Genomic DNA, 17,605 nt, shown 5'->3' with positions numbered 1-17,605 from the left:
CCACACCAAAAAAACCAAAGGGGTACATCAATGAAGAAGTTATCCACAGCCGTTGCGGTCGCGGTCATGACCCTCGGCAGCCTTGCAGCACAGGCAGAGGACGCCAGTTGCAGCACCGTGAAGATGGCCGATCCCGGCTGGAGTGACATTGCGGCCACCAATGCCATTGCCAGCGTGGTACTCGAAGGTCTGGGCTACACGCCCAAGGTCGATACCCTGGCCGTGCCGATCGCCTATGGCGGTTTGAAAGACGGCAAGCTGGATGTGTTTCTGGGCAACTGGATGCCGGCGCAGCAGGGCTTTTACGACAAGTTCGTGGCCACCGGCGATGTGACGCAACTGGCGAAGAACCTGGAGGGCACCGAATTCACCCTGGCCGTGCCGGATTACGTCTGGGATGCCGGTGTGCATGACTTTGCCGACCTGAGCAAATTTGCTGACAAGTTCGACAAGAAGATCTATGGCATCGGTTCTGGCGCGCCTGCCAACCTGTCGTTGCAGGAGATCATCAAGAAGAACGAATTCGATCTGGGCAAATGGAAGCTGGTGGAATCCAGCGAGACCGCGATGCTGGCCGAGGTCAATCGCAACGTGAAGAAAAAGGCCTTTGTGGTGTTCCTCGGCTGGACGCCGCACCCGATGAACGTGCAGATCAAGGGCATGCACTACCTCAAGGGCGGCGAGAAATACTTTGGTGACACCGGCTCGGTCTTTACACTGACCCGCAAAGGTTATGCTCAAGCCTGCCCGAACGTCGGCAAGCTGCTGACCAATCTGAGCTTCACCCTGGACATGGAAAACAGCATCATGGCCGAGGTGGTCAACAAGAAGGTCAGCAACAGCGAGGCGGCAAAGGCCTGGATCAAGGCCAACCCGGCGGTGCTGGACAAGTGGCTTGAGGGCGTACAGACCGTTGATGGCAAGGACGGTCTGGCGGCGGTGAAGGCGAAGTTTTAGGCCTCGACACTAAGTAGTGACCCGGCGTCAGGAGTTTCCACTGCGCCGGTTTTTTCAGCAATTATTAGCGCTCCGAAGCGTCATTCTGGAATAGCAATAAGGAACCAACGAACGGGGACAAACCACTAGACTGCCGTGCGGCCTATCCGCTAACTCTGGAGAACAGTATGAAAAGGTCACTTATACCCCTCTCGCTGGCCCTGATTCTGAGCGCATCCTTTGCCTCTGCGGGTAGCTGGCCACCAGAAACCAGCGCCAAAGTGCCTGGAAACGCGCTGGAATATCCGACCAAGCTGGAGGCCGTCAATGTCTCTATGGAAGAGATGCTCAACGCAGGAGCAACGGTCGTTTCTTCGTACGTGGCAGACATTGGTCCGGTAGTGACCCTCAAGAACAAGAAACACTATGTTATCTGCATGCTCAGAGGTGCTGGAACCGGGTCAGATACAAACGTCGCCACCTCGAAATGCTACGCCATGAACTAGCGTTCGCTCGCGGCTCCGGGCAGAAACGGTCTGACGTCGTGATGCAGTGACCCATCCAACATGAGGGACCGATGCGCTGGCTCAATCGCCATAAATTTCTACCCTTTCTCGCCTGGCTGCCGCAGCAGAATCGCGCCAGCGTCGGGCGTGATGCGCTGGTGGGCCTGAGTGGCGCCATTCTGGCGCTGCCGCAATCCATCGCTTACGCACTGATCGCCGGGCTGCCGCCTGAGTACGGTCTGTACGCTGCGATTGTTCCAGTCCTCATTGCCTGTCTATGGGGTTCGTCCTGGCACCTGATCTGTGGGCCGACCGCGGCTATATCCATCGTGCTATACGCCAGCGTCAGCCCGCTCGCCGTCCCGGCCAGTCAGGACTACATCATGTTGATCCTGCTGCTGACCTTCATCGCCGGTGTGTTTCAGCTGTTGCTGGGGATGATGCGCTTCGGTGCGCTGGTCAATTTCGTTTCGCACTCGGTGGTGCTGGGTTTCACGCTGGGCGCTGCGGTGGTGATTGCGCTGGGGCAGATGCCCAATCTGCTGGGCATCGATCTGCCGAGTCAGACCACCGCCCTCAAAAGCCTGAGCGCCGTGCTTGAGCATTGGCGTGAAGTCGATCTGTCTTCGCTGATGCTCGGTCTGTTGACCCTGGCGCTGGGTATCGGACTCAAGCTTCTGGTGCCTCGCTGGCCGACGCTGTTGATCGCCCTGGTGTCGAGCAGCCTGCTGGTGTGGCTGTGGCCGGCGATGTTCGGCCATGTCCGTGTGGTCAGCGCCTTCGTCGGCCATCTGCCGCCCTTCAGCCCGTTGCCGCTGGACCTCGAACTGATCCTCAAGCTGCTGCCGACCGCCGTGGCGGTGGGTATGCTCGGGCTGGTCAACAGTCTGTCGATTGCCCGCTCGCTGTCGGCTCGTTCGCAGCAGATGCTCAATGCCAATCAGGAAGTGCGTGCCCAGGGGCTGTCGAACATGGTCGGCTCGCTGTTCTCCGGCTACCTGTCAGCCGGATCTTTTACCCGGGCGGCGTTGAGTTACGAGGCAGGTGCGCGCTCGCCGTTGGCGGGGGTGTTTTCTGCGTTGTGGGTGGCGTTGTTCGCAGTCGCCGGTGCCTCGTTGATATCGCACATTCCGATCCCGGCCATGGCCGCCTCAATCCTGCTGATCTGTTGGGGGCTGGTGGATCGCCGCGGCATTCGTGCGCTGTTCCGCGTCAGCCGCGCCGAGTTTTTCGTGATGGCGCTGACCTGTCTGGCCACCTTGCTGCTGGAGCTGCAAACCGCGATCTACGCCGGTGTACTTGCCTCGCTGTTTTTCTACCTCAAGCGCACCTCGCAACCGCGCGTCCAGCAATGGCGCGAGGGCGACGAAGAGGTCCTGCGGGTCGGCGGATCGATCTTCTTCGGCGCCAGCCACTACCTGCAAACCCGCCTGCAACGTACCGAAGGTGTGCGAGTGGTGATCGATGCGCAGCAGATCAACTTCATCGATTACTCAGGCGTGGAGATGCTTCATCAGGAGGCCCGACGTCTGGGCCGGCAGGGCAGAGTGCTGGTCCTGCGCAATGCCAGGCCGCAAGTGATCGAGGAACTGCACAAGCTGGAAGGCGCGGAGAAGTGCCCGATTCTGTTTGAGGATTGAGTTGTAACTCATCGTCGCGACGCTCTGCGTTCTACAAAGGTCCCGATAAGCCCGTAGATTTGGCTTCTGCCCGGAGGGCGTGGGAGCGAAGCGTCGCCCGGTTCGCTTCCACGGCCTTCGGCCAGAATCAAAAGCGGACTTGTGTATAACTCGGAGCATTGGCACGATAGTCCGCAGATAGCCGATCAACCCGCAGCCAGCAATCTGCGCAACTCCGCCAATACAGGCGCTGAATCCGGACGCACACCGCGCCACAGCAGGAAGGCTTCTGCGGCCTGCTCGACCAGCATGCCCAGACCATCCACCGCCTGCGCCGCGCCGTGCTCGGTGGCCCAACGGCAAAAAGCAGTGGGCTCGTTGCTGTACATCATGTCGTAGCAGAAGGTCACTCCCGGCTGGATCAGGCTGGGCGCAATCGGTGGCAGCTCTCCGGCCAGGCTGGCGGAGGTGGCGTTGATGATCACGTCCACCGACTCTTCAAGCCAGTCGAAGCTGCTGGCGAATACCGGCCCGAGGTCGGCGAACTCCTGCGCCAGCCGCTCGGCTTTCTCGACCGTACGATTGGCGATCACCAACGCAGCGGGCTGTTGTCCAAGCAACGGCTCCAGCGCGCCACGCACCGCACCGCCTGCGCCCAGCAACAGAATGCGCTGACCACGCAGGCTGCGCCCGCAATTGACCGTCAGATCGCGTACCAGCCCCGCACCGTCAGTGTTATCGCCCAGCAGAGTTCCGTCGTCGAGCTTGCTCAGGGTGTTGACCGCCCCGGCGCGCTGCGCACGTTGGGTCAGGCTGTCGGCCAGGCGCCAGGCTTGTTCCTTGAACGGCACGGTGACGTTGGCGCCACGCCCGGCCTGGAAAAACGCCTGGGCAAACGCGGTGAAATCGTCCAGCGGTGCCAGCGAGGTTTGGTAATCCAGCGTTTGCCCGGTTTGCTCGGCAAACAAGCGATGAATCAACGGCGACTTGCTGTGGCCGATGGGATTACCGAAGACGACGTACCGGTCCATCAGTTTTCCGCCAGCCAGTCGCGGTCGGTCAGGAAGTATTCGGTCAGACGCGCTTCTTCGCTGCCCGGCGCGGCCTTCCAGTCATAACCCCAGCGCACTCGCGGCGGCAGCGACATGAGGATCGATTCGGTACGCCCACCCGATTGCAGACCGAACAACGTGCCGCGGTCATACACCAGGTTGAACTCGACGTAGCGACCACGACGGAATTCCTGAAACTCACGCTGCTGCACGGTATAGGCCGCCGCCTTGCGCCGCCGCACGATCGGCAGATAGGCATTGATGAACGCATCACCGATGGCGCGGATGAAGGCGAAGCTGGTGTCGAAATCCCACTGGTTCACGTCATCGAAAAACAGACCACCGATGCCGCGCGGTTCATCGCGATGCTTGAGGTGGAAGTAACTGTCGCACCAGGCCTTGTAGCGCGGGTAGACATCGTCGCCGAAGGGCGCACAGGCGCGCTCGGCAACCCGGTGCCAGTGCACGCAGTCTTCCTCGACGCCGTAATAGGGCGTCAGGTCGAAACCGCCACCGAACCACCAGACGGCCTCTTCACCTTCTTTCTCGGCAATGAAGAAGCGCACGTTGGCGTGGGACGTCGGCACATGCGGGTTGTGCGGATGGATCACCAGCGAAACGCCCAGCGCCTCGAAACCACGCCCGGCCAGTTCAGGCCGATGAGCGCTGGCAGACGGCGGCAGATTGCTGCCGAAAACATGGGAAAAATTGACACCGCCTTTCTCGATGACCGTGCCATTCTCGATCACCCGCGTGCGACCACCGCCGCCCGCCGGACGCGTCCAGGCATCTTCCATGAAGTGTGCGCTGCCATCTTCCTGTTCAAGCGCAGTGCAGATACGGTCTTGCAGGTCGAGCAGGTAGGCTTTTACGGCCTCGGTACGGGTACTCATGAGGATCCCTTACGGCTGACGTCAAACGGCTGAGCCCCCGCAGCAAAAGAGGCGCAGGCAAATTGGCGCGTAGCATACCATCGGCGGCGCGGGCTGGCAGTTGACGAAGGTTCGGGGAAAGAGTCCGATGGGGGCTTTCGCAGCTTGTTTTAACCATCAAGGAGAGAGCACATGGCAAAGCGTATCCAGTTCAACACTGTCGGAGGACCCGAGGTTCTTGAATATGTCGATTTCGAGCCGCAGGCTCTGGGGCCGCAGGCGGTGGTGGTGCGTAACAAGGCCATTGGCCTGAATTTCATCGATACCTATTACCGCAGCGGGCTGTATCCGGCGCCGTCGCTGCCTTCCGGCCTCGGCGCCGAAGGGGCGGGGGTGGTCGAGGCGGTGGGGGCCGAGGTGACGCGCTTCAAGGTCGGTGATCGTGTCGCTTATGGCACCGGGCCGCTGGGGGCGTACAGCGAAGTGCACGTGCTGCCTGAAGCGAATCTGGTCAAGCTGGCGGACTCGATCAGTTTCGAGCAGGCCGCAGCCCTGATGCTCAAGGGCCTGACGGTGCAGTATCTGCTGCGTCAGACCTATCAGGTGAAGCCGGGCGAGATCATTCTGTTTCATGCCGCCGCAGGCGGGGTGGGCTCGCTGGCCTGTCAATGGGTCAAGGCCCTGGGCGGCAAACTGATCGGCACGGTCAGTTCGCCGGAGAAGGCCGCTCACGCCAAGGCGCTTGGAGCCTGGGAAACCATCGATTACAGCCACGAAGATGTCGCCAGCCGCGTGCTGGAACTGACCGACGGCAAGAAATGCCCGGTGGTCTACGACGGGGTGGGCCAGGACACCTGGCTGACGTCACTTGACTGTGTGGCACCACGCGGGCTGGTGGTGAGCTTCGGCAATGCCTCCGGGCCGGTCTCGGGTGTGAACCTCGGGATTCTGGCGCAAAAGGGTTCGGTGTATGTCACCCGTCCGACGCTGGGCTCTTACGCCAACACTGCGCAGAACCTGCAGGCCATGGCTGACGAGCTGTTCGACATGCTCGCCAGCGGCAAACTCAAGGTCGACGGCATTCAGCAGTACGCCCTGAAGGACGCCGCCAAGGCGCAGACCGAGCTGTCGGCCCGGCGCACCACTGGCTCGACCATTCTGATCCCTTGATCGTCTACCACTGAACCCGCGCTGTGTGCGCCAGCGTCAGCCGGCGCGCACGATCTGCGCGGTGGCGATGTCACGTATCACGCTGGGGTTTCGACGCCCGCCCAGGCTGCCGCCGAGAACCCCGTCGATCTGCCCGCGGAAATACTGCTCGACGCGCAATCTCGAACGCGCAGCCGGTCGACCCGCCGGGTTGGCCGAAGTGGAGATCAACGGCCCGACCAGCGCGCACAGTTCACGTACGGTCGGGTGATCGGTAACACGCAGCGCCACAGTTTCGTGAATGCCGGTGATCCACTCGGGCAGCAGGTTCTGATGCGGTACCAGCCAGGTGTTGGGCCCCGGCCAGGTGCTGGCCATGCGGTCAAGCCACAGCTCAGGGAAGTCTTCGAACAGGAAGTCGAACTGGCGAATGTTGTCGGCAATCAGGATCAGGCCTTTTTCCACCGGCCGTGACTTGATCGCCAGCAGACGATAGACCGCTTCTTCATCCCACGGATCGCACCCCAGCCCCCAGACTGCCTCGGTCGGGTAGGCAATCACCGCACCGGCTCGAATATCCTGAGCGGCTTGTTGCACTCGCCAACTGCTGACCATTTTTGTCTCTCCACTGAATCCTGGCGGCAGTTTAACCTCAGGGCGCTCTGGCGAACCATCGTCCTGCCTCACAGCTTATGCGTCCGTCCAGTTCCAGCTCGGTCAGGCCAGCCAATACCTTGGGCAATGGCCAGCCGCATGACACCGACAGCCCCTCGCTGGTGTGCGGTGCGGCGTGCAGCAGCGCCAATAAAGGATGATCGCAAGGTGCAGGCTTCGCTGGCGTGACAGGATCGCTGTCGGGCGCAACACGTTTCCAGTGCTGCAAGCCTTCAAGAATGTGCTCGACGGTCTCGACCAGTGTCGCGCCGTCACGTATCAACTGATGACAGCCCTTGGCGCCAGGGTGATGAATCGAGCCAGGTATCGCATACACCTCTCGTCCATGCTCGGCGGCCAGTCGCGCGGTAATCAACGAGCCGCTGGCGACACTGGCCTCGACCACCAGTATGCCCAGCGACAGGCCGCTGATGATTCGGTTACGTCGCGGGAAGTTGCTGGCCTGCGGTCCGGCGTCCAGCGGGAACTCGGAAATCACTGCGCCGCCCTGTGCCGCGATCTGCGCTGCGAGCGCGCGATGCTGCTGTGGATAAAGTTTTTCGAGCCCGGTGCCAAGCACGCCGATTGTAAGCCCCCCGACATCCAATGCGCCCTGATGCGCGGCGCCGTCGATACCCCGCGCCAGGCCACTGGTGATCACAAAACCGGCAGCCGCCAGGCTGCGCGCAAAAGCGCTGGCGGTGTCCAGCCCGGGTCGGGAGGCGCGACGACTGCCGACCATCCCCAGCTGCGGATGCTCAAGGATCGAAGGGTCGCCGGCAATGAAGATCAGCGGCGGTGGATCAGCGATCTGCGCCAGCAATGCGGGGTAGCCAGGGTCGTCCCACATCAGCAAATGCTGGGCCGGACGCTCCAGCCAGGCCAATGCGGCACTGGCGCCATCACGTACGGAGGGGTCACGACGCGCCTCGGCACAGGCACCAGGAATACCCAGCGCACGCCATGCGCTGGCCGGCGCACTGAGCGCCGACGATGCCGAACCGAAGGCTTCAATCAGTCTGGAAAAGCGTTTCGGCCCTATCTCGGGCAAGCGGTGCATGCGCAAACGCGCTTCCAGCTCTGCGGGCGAAGAGGGGGCATTTTCGAACAATGGCATGAGATCGTCCCTGATCCATCGTGCATCCCGAGGGATGCACAAACCTGTGGATAACTCTGTTGACAACAATTTGATAAGTGTCTGGTTCGTCGCACAAATCCGTGTCAGATCTGAAACATGCGTCTACGGGTTGCGAACCTTGTCCATGATGGCCAAAGATCGGTTGGCTTGCAGGACCAAGGCGTAACTAAGCTTGTCGTAGGTACGGAAAACCATCAGCAGGCCGGCCCGTTCGTCGGGGATTTTTACCTGTTCACCGGTGATCCGGTCGCGCACGGTCTCGCTGGTCTTGTAGATCGCCAGCACGTTGCCCTCGGTCAGCCCGTCGCGTTTGCCCTTATCGAGCGTGACTACGTCCAGCACGCTGACCTGGGTGACACCGCGTGGCACATCCAGAATCAAACCGTCTATCGGCGCCTGCGGAGCGCTGGGCAAAAACGTCGAGTTGATGGCCCGCTCTTCGCTGCTGAACAAGCGGTCGCCCAGACGCACTTCCTGTGTGGAGCGTTGCAGAATCAGGGTCGAGACGTCACCCTCGGTGGCAACCACCTCGGCGCTGCCGACGTCATCGGCATTGATCCCCAGCACTTCCTGGGTCTTGGGATCGACGTAGGTCTTGCCCTGACGGAAGATGCCATAGACGCTGTGCGCCGGGTCCAGCGCGCCCCGTGCATAGGCGCGATCACCGTTGCCACTGAGCACGCGCTCGGCATTGCCCGCAACGATGTAGGGGGCTTTTTCGAACTGCTCGGCGCTGTCGACAATCCGATTGTTGATCAGGAAAGCGTTGATCGCGCCCAGCGGAATGCTCGGAATGGCCTCGACCATCGGCGTACTGCGCACACGCGGTGACAATTTGATGGTGCCACGCGACTGGCCGCGATTGAGCGTTACGCGCGGCTGACCATCGACCCAGGTTAGCGCGAGGGTGTCACCGGGGTAGATCAGGTCGGGATCATGGACTTGCGGATTGGCCCGCCAGATCTCGCGCCATTTCCACGGTTCACGCAAGAACTTGCCGGAAATGTCCCAGAGTGTGTCCCCGGCGACAACGGTGTAGCTCTGTGGATAGCCTTCCCTGAGTTGCACTTGCGCCTGCGCAAGACCGCTGGCAGTCAGCAGCAGCAGGGCGAGTAGTGATTTCCTCATGCGGTGAATCCCTTTATCATGTTGCCTCACGCGAACCCTAGAGTCCTGTCCTGGGCTGCCTGCCTTGAACTCCCGGGCCCGGCACCCAACATTGACTTTACCTTAACAGTGCAGCTCTTACGTATATGGCCATTCTAAACATCCTCGAATTTCCCGATTCGCGCCTGCGCACCATCGCCAAACCTGTGGCGATGGTAGACGACGGCATTCGCCAGTTGGTCGACGACATGTTTGAAACCATGTACGAAGCGCCAGGTATTGGCCTGGCCGCGACTCAGGTCAACGTCCACAAGCGCGTGGTCGTCATGGACCTGAGCGAAGACCGTAGCGAACCGATGGTCTTCATCAATCCTGAAATCGAAAAACTGACCGATGAAATGGACCAGTATCAGGAGGGCTGCCTGTCGGTGCCGGGCTTCTACGAGAACGTCGACCGTCCGCAAAAGGTCCGCGTCAAGGCGCTGGACCGTGACGGCAAGCCTTATGAACTGGTTGCCGAGGGCCTGCTCGCCATCTGTATCCAGCATGAATGCGATCACCTGAACGGCAAGCTGTTTGTCGATTACCTGTCCAACCTCAAGCGTGACCGAATCAAGAAGAAGCTCGAAAAGCAGCACAAGCTCAACGCCTGATCCGTCGTTACCCCAAAAGGCCTGAACAGGCCTTTTTTTATAATGAGAACTCCATGACTGAGCCACTGCGCATCGTCTTCGCCGGCACCCCGGAATTTGCCGCCGAACACCTCAAGGCCCTGCTCGACAGCCCTCACCAGATCGTCGCCGTGTACACCCAGCCCGATCGCCCGGCCGGTCGTGGACAAAAGCTGATGCCCAGCCCGGTCAAGCAACTGGCGCTGCAACATGACGTACCGGTCATGCAACCGCCCACACTGCGCGATCCCGACGCGCAGGCCGAACTGGCAGCGCTGCAACCCGATTTGATGGTGGTCGTCGCCTACGGCCTGATCCTGCCGCAAGTGGTGCTGGATATTCCGCGCCTGGGCTGCATCAACAGCCATGCGTCGCTGCTGCCGCGCTGGCGCGGTGCGGCGCCGATTCAGCGCGCGGTGCAGGCCGGTGATGCCGAGAGCGGCGTGACCGTGATGCGCATGGAAGCAGGGCTGGACACCGGGCCGATGCTGCTCAAGGCCGTAACCCCGATTACCGCGCAGGACACGGGCGGCACGCTGCATGATCGCCTGGCCGAACTCGGTCCGCCTGCTGTGTTGCAGGCCATTGCCGGTCTGGCGGACGGTACGCTGGTCGGCGAGGTTCAGGATGACAGCCTGGCCAACTACGCCCATAAGCTGAACAAGGACGAAGCACGCCTGGACTGGACGCGTCCGGCCGATGAGCTTGAACGCCTGGTCCGCGCCTTCAACCCCTGGCCGATCTGTCACAGCACGCTGAACGAAGAAACCCTGAAAGTCTTGGCCGCCGATCTGGCCGAAGGGCAGGGCGCGCCGGGGACGATTCTTTGCGCCAGCAAGGATGGCCTGATCGTCGCCTGCGGGCAGAACGCGCTGCGCCTGACCCGTCTGCAATTGCCGGGCGGCAAGCCGCTGAACTTCACTGACCTGTTCAACAGCCGCCGCGAGAAATTTGCCATCGGCACGGTGCTGGGCCAATGAACCCGCGTCTGGCCGCCGCCAAGGCACTGGCTGCCGTACTCAGCGGCAAGGCCTCGCTGAACAGCTCGTTGCCGACTCAACTGGACAAGGTCGAGGTGCGTGATCGTGGCCTGACGCAGGACCTGGCATTCGGCACCGCGCGCTGGCAGCCACGCCTGTCGGCACTGGCGGCCAAGCTGCTGCAAAAGCCCTTCAAGGCCGCCGACGCCGACGTTGAAGCCTTGTTGCTGGTCGGCCTTTATCAGCTTTTCTACAGCCGCATTCCGGCCCATGCTGCGATTGGCGAAACGGTGGGCTGCGCCGACAAATTGAAAAAGCCGTGGGCCAAAGGCTTGCTCAACGCCGTGCTGCGCAATGCGCAACGTGATGGCGAGGCGCTGCTGATCGAGCTGGAACACGACCCGGTGGTGCGTACCGCCCACCCGCGCTGGCTGCAGAAAGCCCTGAAAGCCGCCTGGCCGGAACAGTGGGAAGCCATCTGCGCGGCCAACAATGCGCACCCGCCAATGATCTTGCGCGTCAACCGACGCCATCACCGTCGCGATCAATACCTCGAACTGCTCGACACTGCCGGCCTGCAAGCCAGTGCGTGCACGTTCAGTCAGGACGGCATCGTGCTCGCCGAGCCGTGCGATGTGCGCTCGCTGCCCGGTTTTGCCGAAGGCTGGATCAGCGTGCAGGATGAAGCCGCGCAGCTGGCCGCCGACCTGCTGGAGCTGGCCCCCGGGCAACGGGTACTCGATGCCTGCTGCGCGCCGGGCGGCAAGACCTGCCACTTGCTGGAAGTACAGCCGCAACTGGACGGCGTGGTGGCGGTGGATCTGGAAGCCAAGCGTCTGGTGCGCGTGCGTGAAAACCTCGATCGCCTGGGACTGGATGCCGAGCTGATTGCAGCCGACGCCCGCGAGACAGCGCAGTGGTGGGACGGCAAACCGTTCCAGCGCATCCTGCTCGACGCACCGTGCTCGGCGACCGGCGTGATTCGTCGGCATCCGGACATCAAACTGACTCGTCAGGCAGACGACATCGCCGCGCTGGCGGCCTTGCAGGGCGAGCTGCTCGATGCGTTGTGGCCTACCCTGCAGGTAGGCGGCATGCTGGTGTACGCGACCTGCTCGACACTGCCAACCGAAAACACCGACGTCATCGAGGCGTTTCTGGCGCGTACCTCCGGGGCCAGAGAGCTGGACATCGCCGGGCAGGCCGGACAGCCGCCCGCGGGTATCAAGCAAGCCCATGGTCGCCAGCTGCTGGCCCGGCAAGGCGGCCACGACGGTTTCTACTACGCCAAACTGATCAAGATCGCGTCGGCGCGGGAGTAAGCGCGTGAAAATCATCATTCTGGGTGCAGGGCAGGTAGGCGGTACGCTGGCCGAGCATCTGGCGGGCGAAGCCAACGACATCACCGTGGTCGACACTGACGGCGACCGGTTGCGCGATCTGGGCGACCGCCTGGACATCCGCACCGTGCAGGGCAAAGGCTCCTACCCGGCGGTGTTGCGTCAGGCCGGCGCGGACGACGCCGACATGCTGGTCGCGGTGACCAGCAGCGACGAAGCCAACATGATTGCCTGTCAGGTGGCCCATACGCTGTTCCATACGCCGACCAAGATCGCGCGCATCCGTGAAGCGGCGTACCTGACACGCGCAGGCCTGTTCGATAAAAACGCGATCCCGGTCGACGTACTGATCAGTCCGGAGCAGGTCGTCACCAACTACATCAAGCGTCTGATCGAGTACCCCGGTGCGCTGCAGGTGATCGATTTCGCCGAAGGCAAAGCGCAACTGGTCGCGGTCAAAGCCTATTACGGCGGTGCGCTGGTCGGTCAGCCGCTGCGTCAGCTACGAGCGCACATGCCGAATGTCGAAACGCGCATCGCGGCGATCTATCGCCGCGACCGGGCGATACTGCCGCATGGCGACACGGTCATCGAGGCCGACGACGAGGTGTTCTTCATTGCCGCCAAGGCTGATATTCGCGCCGTGATGGGCGAGCTGCGGCGCCTGGACGAGAACTACAAACGTATCGTCATCGCCGGTGGCGGCAACATCGGCGAGCGTCTGGCTGAGGCCATTGAAAGCCGCTATCAGGTGAAGATCATCGAAGTGAGCCCGGCGCGCTGCCGCTATCTGTCGGAACACCTGGACAGCACGGTGGTGCTGCAGGGCAGCTCATCGGACCGCGACCTGCTGCTGGAAGAAAACATCGGCAACACCGACCTGTTCCTGGCGCTGACCAACGACGATGAAGCCAACATCATGTCGTCGCTGCTGGCCAAGCGTCTGGGCGCACGCAAGGTGATGACGCTGATCAATAACCCGGCCTACGTCGATCTGGTGCAGGGCGGTGAAATCGACGTTGCGGTCAGCCCGCAACTGGCAACCATCGGCACGCTGCTGGCCCACGTGCGCCGCGGTGATATCGTCAGCGTGCATTCGCTGCGACGCGGTGCAGCCGAAGCCATCGAGATCGTCGCTCACGGCGACTCGAAATCCAGCAAGGTCGTCAGCCGTGCGATCAAGGACATCAACCTGCCGACCGGTACGGCAATCGGCGCAGTGATCCGCGACGAACAAGTGCTCATTGCCCATGACATCACCGTGATCGAATCCGGTGACCATGTGATCATGTTCCTTGTAGACAAGAAGTGCATCCGCGAGGTCGAGCGGCTGTTTCAGGTCGGCCTGAGCTTTTTCTGAACCGCTGCTGAACAGGGTGTGACCCTACTGAACCTCTTGCCGGCCGGCCCTGTCGGCAACGCTCGTCGACTCGGGCGAATTCTCTCTGAGCCCGTGTATCTCAGACACACGAGCTTCATGCCTTCACGGGCTTTATGAGAGAGAACACACCCCATGTCCGAATCGGAAAACTCCCAGGCCCCGCTTCAGGGATCACAGACCGACGGCACGCCGGCAGGTGGCTGGGCCGCGCTCAGTGCGGTCAACAAGCACCTGTTGCACCAGCATGTGCTGATCAAGGGCAACCGCACGCTGATGTCCATGAACAAGCCTGGCGGCTTCGACTGCCCCAGCTGCTCCTGGCCGGACCCGAAGAAGCCGCACACCTTTGAATACTGCGAGAACGGTGCCAAGGCCCTGGCCTGGGAATCGACCAAGAAACGCGTGACTCCAGAGTTCTTCGCCCGGCATACGGTCAGCGAACTGGCCACCTGGAGCGACCACGAGCTGGAAGCAGAAGGCCGTATTACCGAGCCGATGCGCTACGACGCCGCCACTGACAAATACCTGCCCGTCACCTGGGACGAGGCGTTCGCCGAGATCGGCGAAGAACTGCGCAACCTGAGCGACCCGTGGAAGCTGGAGCTGTACACCTCAGGGCGCACATCGAACGAAGCCGCCTTTCTGTATCAGCTGTTTGGCCGGATGTACGGCATGGCCAACTTCCCTGACTGCTCGAACATGTGCCATGAGACCACCACCGCGGCGCTGCCCGAGTCGATCGGGGTCGGCAAAGGCACCACGACGCTGGAGGATTTCGAGAGCGCCGACGCGATTTTCATCATCGGCCAGAACCCCGGGACCAACAGCCCGCGCATGATGTCCGAGCTGCACGCCGCCGCGCGCCGGGGCGCGAGCATCATCTCGTTCAACCCGCTGCGGGAGAGGGCGCTGGTACGTTTTGCGGCGCCGCAGGACCCGCGCGACATGCTCAGTCTGCATGGGGTGGAAATCAGCTCGCAGTACCATCAGGTCAGGATCGGCGGCGACATGATCGCCCTGCAAGGCGTTTGCAAGGCCGTGATCGAAGCCGACGATGTGGCGCAGCGTGAACACCTGCCACGCGTCCTCGATGTGACGTTCATTGAAGAACACACCCATGGCTTCGAGCAGTACGCCGATTACTGCCGACAGTTGCCCTGGGACATCATCGAGCGCCATTCGGGCCTGACGCGTCAGGCCATCGAAGAGGTGGCGGCGGTCTATAAGCGCTCGAAGGGGGTCATCTGCTGCTGGGGAATGGGCATCACTCAGCACAAGCGCGGCGGTGACGCCATGCAGCAGATCATCAACCTGCTGCTGTTGCGCGGCAACATCGGCAAGCTCGGTGCGGGTGCTTGCCCGGTACGTGGACACTCCAACGTACAGGGCGACAGGACGATGGGCATCTATGAAAAGGCCGGAGAACCGTTTCTGGCCAGCATGAGCAAGGTGTTCGGTTTCGAGGCGTCCAGAAAAAAAGGTCACGCCGTGGCCGAGACCTGCGAAGCCCTGTTGCGTGGCGAGGTGGAAGCGCTGATTTCCATGGGCGGTAATTTTTTCCGTGCCATTCCGGACACCGATGTGATCTGCCCGACCGTCAGCCGTCTGAAAATGACGGTGCTGGTCAACACCAAGCTCAACCGCAGCGCGACAGTCCATGGCCAGAAGGCCTTTCTGCTGCCGTGCGTGGCGCGTTCGGAACGCGACCTGCAGAACGGTGTGGCGCAAACCATTACGGTGGAGGACTCGATGTCGATGGTGCACGGCTCGACCGGCATGCTCGAGCCTGCGTCGAAACATCTGATTTCCGAAGTGGCGATCATTGCCGGTATCGCCAAAGCGACGCTTGCGCCCAATCCCAAGGTGGACTGGGACAGCTATGTGGGCGACTACTCAAGGATTCGCGACAAGATCGAAGAAGTGTTACCCGAGCAGTTTTATGACTTCAATCAGCGCATCCTCGAACCCGGAGGGTTCCGCTTGCCCAATGCCGCCAGTGAGCGCAAGTGGGACACCGAGTCGGGCAAGGCCAACTTCCTCTTTCCCGAAGGCATCTACGACGAAGACGACACGCCGCCGGGCGCCGAGCATCTGCAGTTGATGACGATCCGCAGCCATGACCAGTTCAACACCACGGTGTATTCCAACGATGACCGCTATCGGGACATCTTTGGCGACCGCATGGTGGTGATGCTCAACCCGCAGGACATCGAACGCCTGGGGCTAAAGGCCGGGGACTACATCGAGTTTCAGACGGCGCTCGACCCGACCACCGCGCGGCGTGCAGCGGGTTTCAAGGTCATCCCCTACGACGTGCCGCAGGGATGCTGCGCAGCGTACTACCCGGAGACCAACGGCCTGCTACCACTGGCCAATCGGGATAAACACGGCAACACCCCTGCGGCCAAATCCATCCCGGTGAACCTGGTGCGGATGAGTCCGGAAGGGACTCAGGTGGCGCTGGAGCGACGCGGATTGATTGCGGCCGCCAGTTGAGGGAAACACGATCGTGCCCATGCTCCGCGTCCTATCCTGAGAACTGCGGCGCGGCGCAGATTTGTGACGCAGAGCGTCACGCACGGCATTCCCACGCGGAGCGTGAGGAACGATAGGTGTCTGCAGGAACACGATCGTGCCCATGCTCCAGCGTGGGCATGCCGTTCTGGACGCTCCGCGTCCTATCCTTTCTAGTACCAGCGCGCCTCACCTGGCGGGCGTTTCTTGAAGCGCTTCATGGTCCACATGTATTGGCTCGGGTACGCCCGCACGTATTTCTCGACCACTTTGCTCATCGCCGCTGCCGAGGTTTCGGTGTCGGTGCTGTACATCGCTTCGGGCGCCGCTTCGAGTACCACTTTGTAACCCGAGCCGTCCGGCAGGCGCATGGCGTGCAGGAATACGCCGACTGCCTTGCCGCCTGCGAGCATGTTCGGCACGAACTTGCTGGTCAGGGCCATGGTGCCGCAGAAGGGCACGAAGATACCGGCTGATTCAGCCGGCTCCGGATCGGCCGGAATACCCACCGAGCCGCCTTTGCGCACTTCCTTGATGACACTGAGAATGCCTTCCTTGGTCGACGCCGCCACCCGGTTGCCCAACTGCACACGCTGCTTGCGCAACAGGTCGTCCACGGCTTTCAGCTTGGGTGGACGATAGAAAATGATCGGCTTGCACTGGCTGCAGTAGAAGTGATTGAGCACTTCCCAGTTGCCCAGGTGACTGGTGATACCCACCACGCCCTTACCGGACGCCAGCGCGTCCTTGAGCACATCGAGCCCTTCGACTTCACGCACCAGGTCGATCGATTTCTGTGCCGGCCAGATCCACGCACAGGCGCTTTCGGTCAAGGTCTTGCCGATGTCCATGAGGCTGCGGCCGACGAGCTTTTCCAGCTCGGGTTCGCTCAACTCGGGGAAGCACTTGGACAGATTGATCCGCGCCACTTCCCGCGAGCGGTTGGGCAGCTTCCACATCAGCCAGCCAATCGCGGTGCCTGTCCACTGCACCGCGCGCCATGGCAACAGCGCAAACAATCGCAACGCCCCGACCATTACGGCGCCTTTGAACTTATCCACAGATGACTCCCAGATTCTCGAGGCGGGTAGTGTAACCGTCAGCGGCTCAGGATCGCATACCGATCGCAATCGACAGTGTGGTCCATGACCATGCCGCTGGCCTGCATGTAGGCGTAACAGATGGTCGGCCCGACAAAGGTGAAACCGGCCTTTTTCAGTGCCTTGCTCATCGCTTCGGCCTCGGCGGTAATCGCCGGGACTTCGCTGCGATCCTTGAAGTGATTGATCTTCGGGGTACCACCGACAAACGACCAGAGCAGCGCGACCGGGTCTTCCAGTTCCAGCCAGGCCCGCGCATTGGTGCGCACCGCCTTGAGCTTGAGGCGGTTGCGGATGATGCTCGGATCAAGCATCAGCGCCTCTATTTCGGCATCGCTCAGCTGCGCCAGGCGCTCGACGTCAAAACCGTGCAGCACTTCGCGATAACGCGCGCGCCGCTTGAGAATCGTGATCCACGACAGCCCGGCCTGGAACCCTTCGAGCAAAAGCAACTCGAAGAGCTTCTGCGCATCGCGCAGCGGCACTCCCCACTCCTGATCGTGATATGCGATGTACAGGGGGTCTTCGTTGCACCAAAAGCAGCGTGTCATAGGGCTCCCAAGGAGTGGACGTGCGGCCGAATCGG

At 61.7% G+C, this 17,605-nt stretch carries 16 protein-coding genes; 9 read left to right on the top strand and 7 right to left on the bottom strand.

What is annotated here, in order from left to right; all coding sequences use genetic code 11:
- Window positions 1-30: 30 nt before the first annotated feature.
- From AC54XV_RS00140 to AC54XV_RS00130, 3 genes are all read left to right on the top strand, one after another.
- Window positions 31-957, top strand: a complete 927-nt coding sequence (locus AC54XV_RS00140; protein ID WP_122319698.1) for a choline ABC transporter substrate-binding protein — start codon at window positions 31-33, stop codon at window positions 955-957.
- A 167-nt stretch (window positions 958-1,124) separates the two neighbouring features.
- Window positions 1,125-1,442 carry a hypothetical protein gene (locus tag AC54XV_RS00135; RefSeq protein WP_003340090.1) on the top strand — a complete coding sequence of 106 codons (318 nt, stop codon included), beginning with the start codon at window positions 1,125-1,127 and terminating at the stop codon, window positions 1,440-1,442.
- A gap of 71 nt (window positions 1,443-1,513) precedes the next feature.
- Entirely contained in the window at window positions 1,514-3,082 is a 1,569-nt protein-coding gene (locus tag AC54XV_RS00130) for a SulP family inorganic anion transporter (RefSeq protein ID WP_024639366.1), read from the top strand.
- Between the two features lie 185 nt (window positions 3,083-3,267).
- On the opposite strand, the gene aroE is transcribed toward AC54XV_RS00130, so the two are convergent.
- Together aroE and hemF are read right to left on the bottom strand one after the other, a co-directional pair.
- Entirely contained in the window at window positions 3,268-4,092 is an 825-nt protein-coding gene (aroE, locus tag AC54XV_RS00125) for a shikimate dehydrogenase (RefSeq protein ID WP_011266136.1), read from the bottom strand.
- A complete protein-coding gene (hemF, locus tag AC54XV_RS00120) occupies window positions 4,092-5,006 on the bottom strand; it encodes an oxygen-dependent coproporphyrinogen oxidase (RefSeq protein ID WP_496717567.1) in 915 nt (304 codons plus the stop codon). The genes aroE and hemF overlap by 1 nt, the downstream gene beginning before the upstream one ends.
- Window positions 5,007-5,177: 171 nt before the next feature.
- Here hemF and AC54XV_RS00115 point away from each other — a divergent pair, with 171 nt between their 5' ends.
- Window positions 5,178-6,155 carry an NADPH:quinone reductase gene (locus tag AC54XV_RS00115; protein ID WP_496717565.1) on the top strand — a complete coding sequence of 326 codons (978 nt, stop codon included), beginning with the start codon at window positions 5,178-5,180 and terminating at the stop codon, window positions 6,153-6,155.
- Between the two features lie 36 nt (window positions 6,156-6,191).
- On the opposite strand, the gene tsaC is transcribed toward AC54XV_RS00115, so the two are convergent.
- From tsaC to AC54XV_RS00100, 3 genes are all read right to left on the bottom strand, one after another.
- Entirely contained in the window at window positions 6,192-6,749 is a 558-nt protein-coding gene (gene tsaC, locus AC54XV_RS00110) for an L-threonylcarbamoyladenylate synthase type 1 TsaC (RefSeq protein ID WP_003340101.1), read from the bottom strand.
- A 37-nt stretch (window positions 6,750-6,786) separates the two neighbouring features.
- Window positions 6,787-7,905: a DNA-processing protein DprA gene (gene dprA / locus AC54XV_RS00105; protein ID WP_060409252.1), complete on the bottom strand. Its 1,119-nt coding sequence runs from the start codon at window positions 7,903-7,905 to the stop codon at window positions 6,787-6,789.
- Window positions 7,906-8,028: 123 nt separating this feature from the next.
- On the bottom strand, window positions 8,029-9,054 hold the full coding sequence (locus AC54XV_RS00100) for a LysM peptidoglycan-binding domain-containing protein (protein WP_003401462.1): 1,026 nt from the start codon (window positions 9,052-9,054) through the stop codon (window positions 8,029-8,031).
- A 125-nt stretch (window positions 9,055-9,179) separates the two neighbouring features.
- On the opposite strand from AC54XV_RS00100, the gene def reads away from it, so the two are divergent.
- The 5 genes from def (at window position 9,180) to AC54XV_RS00075 (ending at window position 15,901) form a co-directional block, all read left to right on the top strand.
- Window positions 9,180-9,686 carry a peptide deformylase gene (gene def, locus AC54XV_RS00095; protein ID WP_003401459.1) on the top strand — a complete coding sequence of 169 codons (507 nt, stop codon included), beginning with the start codon at window positions 9,180-9,182 and terminating at the stop codon, window positions 9,684-9,686.
- A gap of 53 nt (window positions 9,687-9,739) precedes the next feature.
- The gene (fmt, locus tag AC54XV_RS00090; protein WP_032654810.1) at window positions 9,740-10,684 is read left to right on the top strand and encodes a methionyl-tRNA formyltransferase; all 945 of its coding nucleotides are present in this window, start codon (window positions 9,740-9,742) and stop codon (window positions 10,682-10,684) included.
- A complete protein-coding gene (rsmB, locus tag AC54XV_RS00085; protein ID WP_060406241.1) occupies window positions 10,681-12,006 on the top strand; it encodes a 16S rRNA (cytosine(967)-C(5))-methyltransferase RsmB in 1,326 nt (441 codons plus the stop codon). Before fmt ends, rsmB begins: the two co-directional genes overlap by 4 nt.
- Before the next feature lie 4 nt (window positions 12,007-12,010).
- Window positions 12,011-13,384: a Trk system potassium transporter TrkA gene (gene trkA, locus AC54XV_RS00080; protein WP_003401453.1), complete on the top strand. Its 1,374-nt coding sequence runs from the start codon at window positions 12,011-12,013 to the stop codon at window positions 13,382-13,384.
- A 153-nt stretch (window positions 13,385-13,537) separates the two neighbouring features.
- A complete protein-coding gene (locus AC54XV_RS00075) occupies window positions 13,538-15,901 on the top strand; it encodes an FdhF/YdeP family oxidoreductase (RefSeq protein ID WP_060409251.1) in 2,364 nt (787 codons plus the stop codon).
- Between the two features lie 191 nt (window positions 15,902-16,092).
- On the opposite strand, the gene AC54XV_RS00070 is transcribed toward AC54XV_RS00075, so the two are convergent.
- Entirely contained in the window at window positions 16,093-16,980 is an 888-nt protein-coding gene (locus AC54XV_RS00070; RefSeq protein ID WP_003401447.1) for a lysophospholipid acyltransferase, read from the bottom strand.
- Between the two features lie 38 nt (window positions 16,981-17,018).
- Complete coding sequence (locus AC54XV_RS00065; protein ID WP_024642347.1) at window positions 17,019-17,570, bottom strand: DNA-3-methyladenine glycosylase I; 552 nt, start codon at window positions 17,568-17,570, stop codon at window positions 17,019-17,021.
- Window positions 17,571-17,605: the final 35 nt, after the last annotated feature.

This window comes from Pseudomonas fragariae (ex Marin et al. 2024) (genome assembly GCF_059621105.1).
This window is presented reverse-complemented; position numbering and strand designations above follow the sequence as displayed.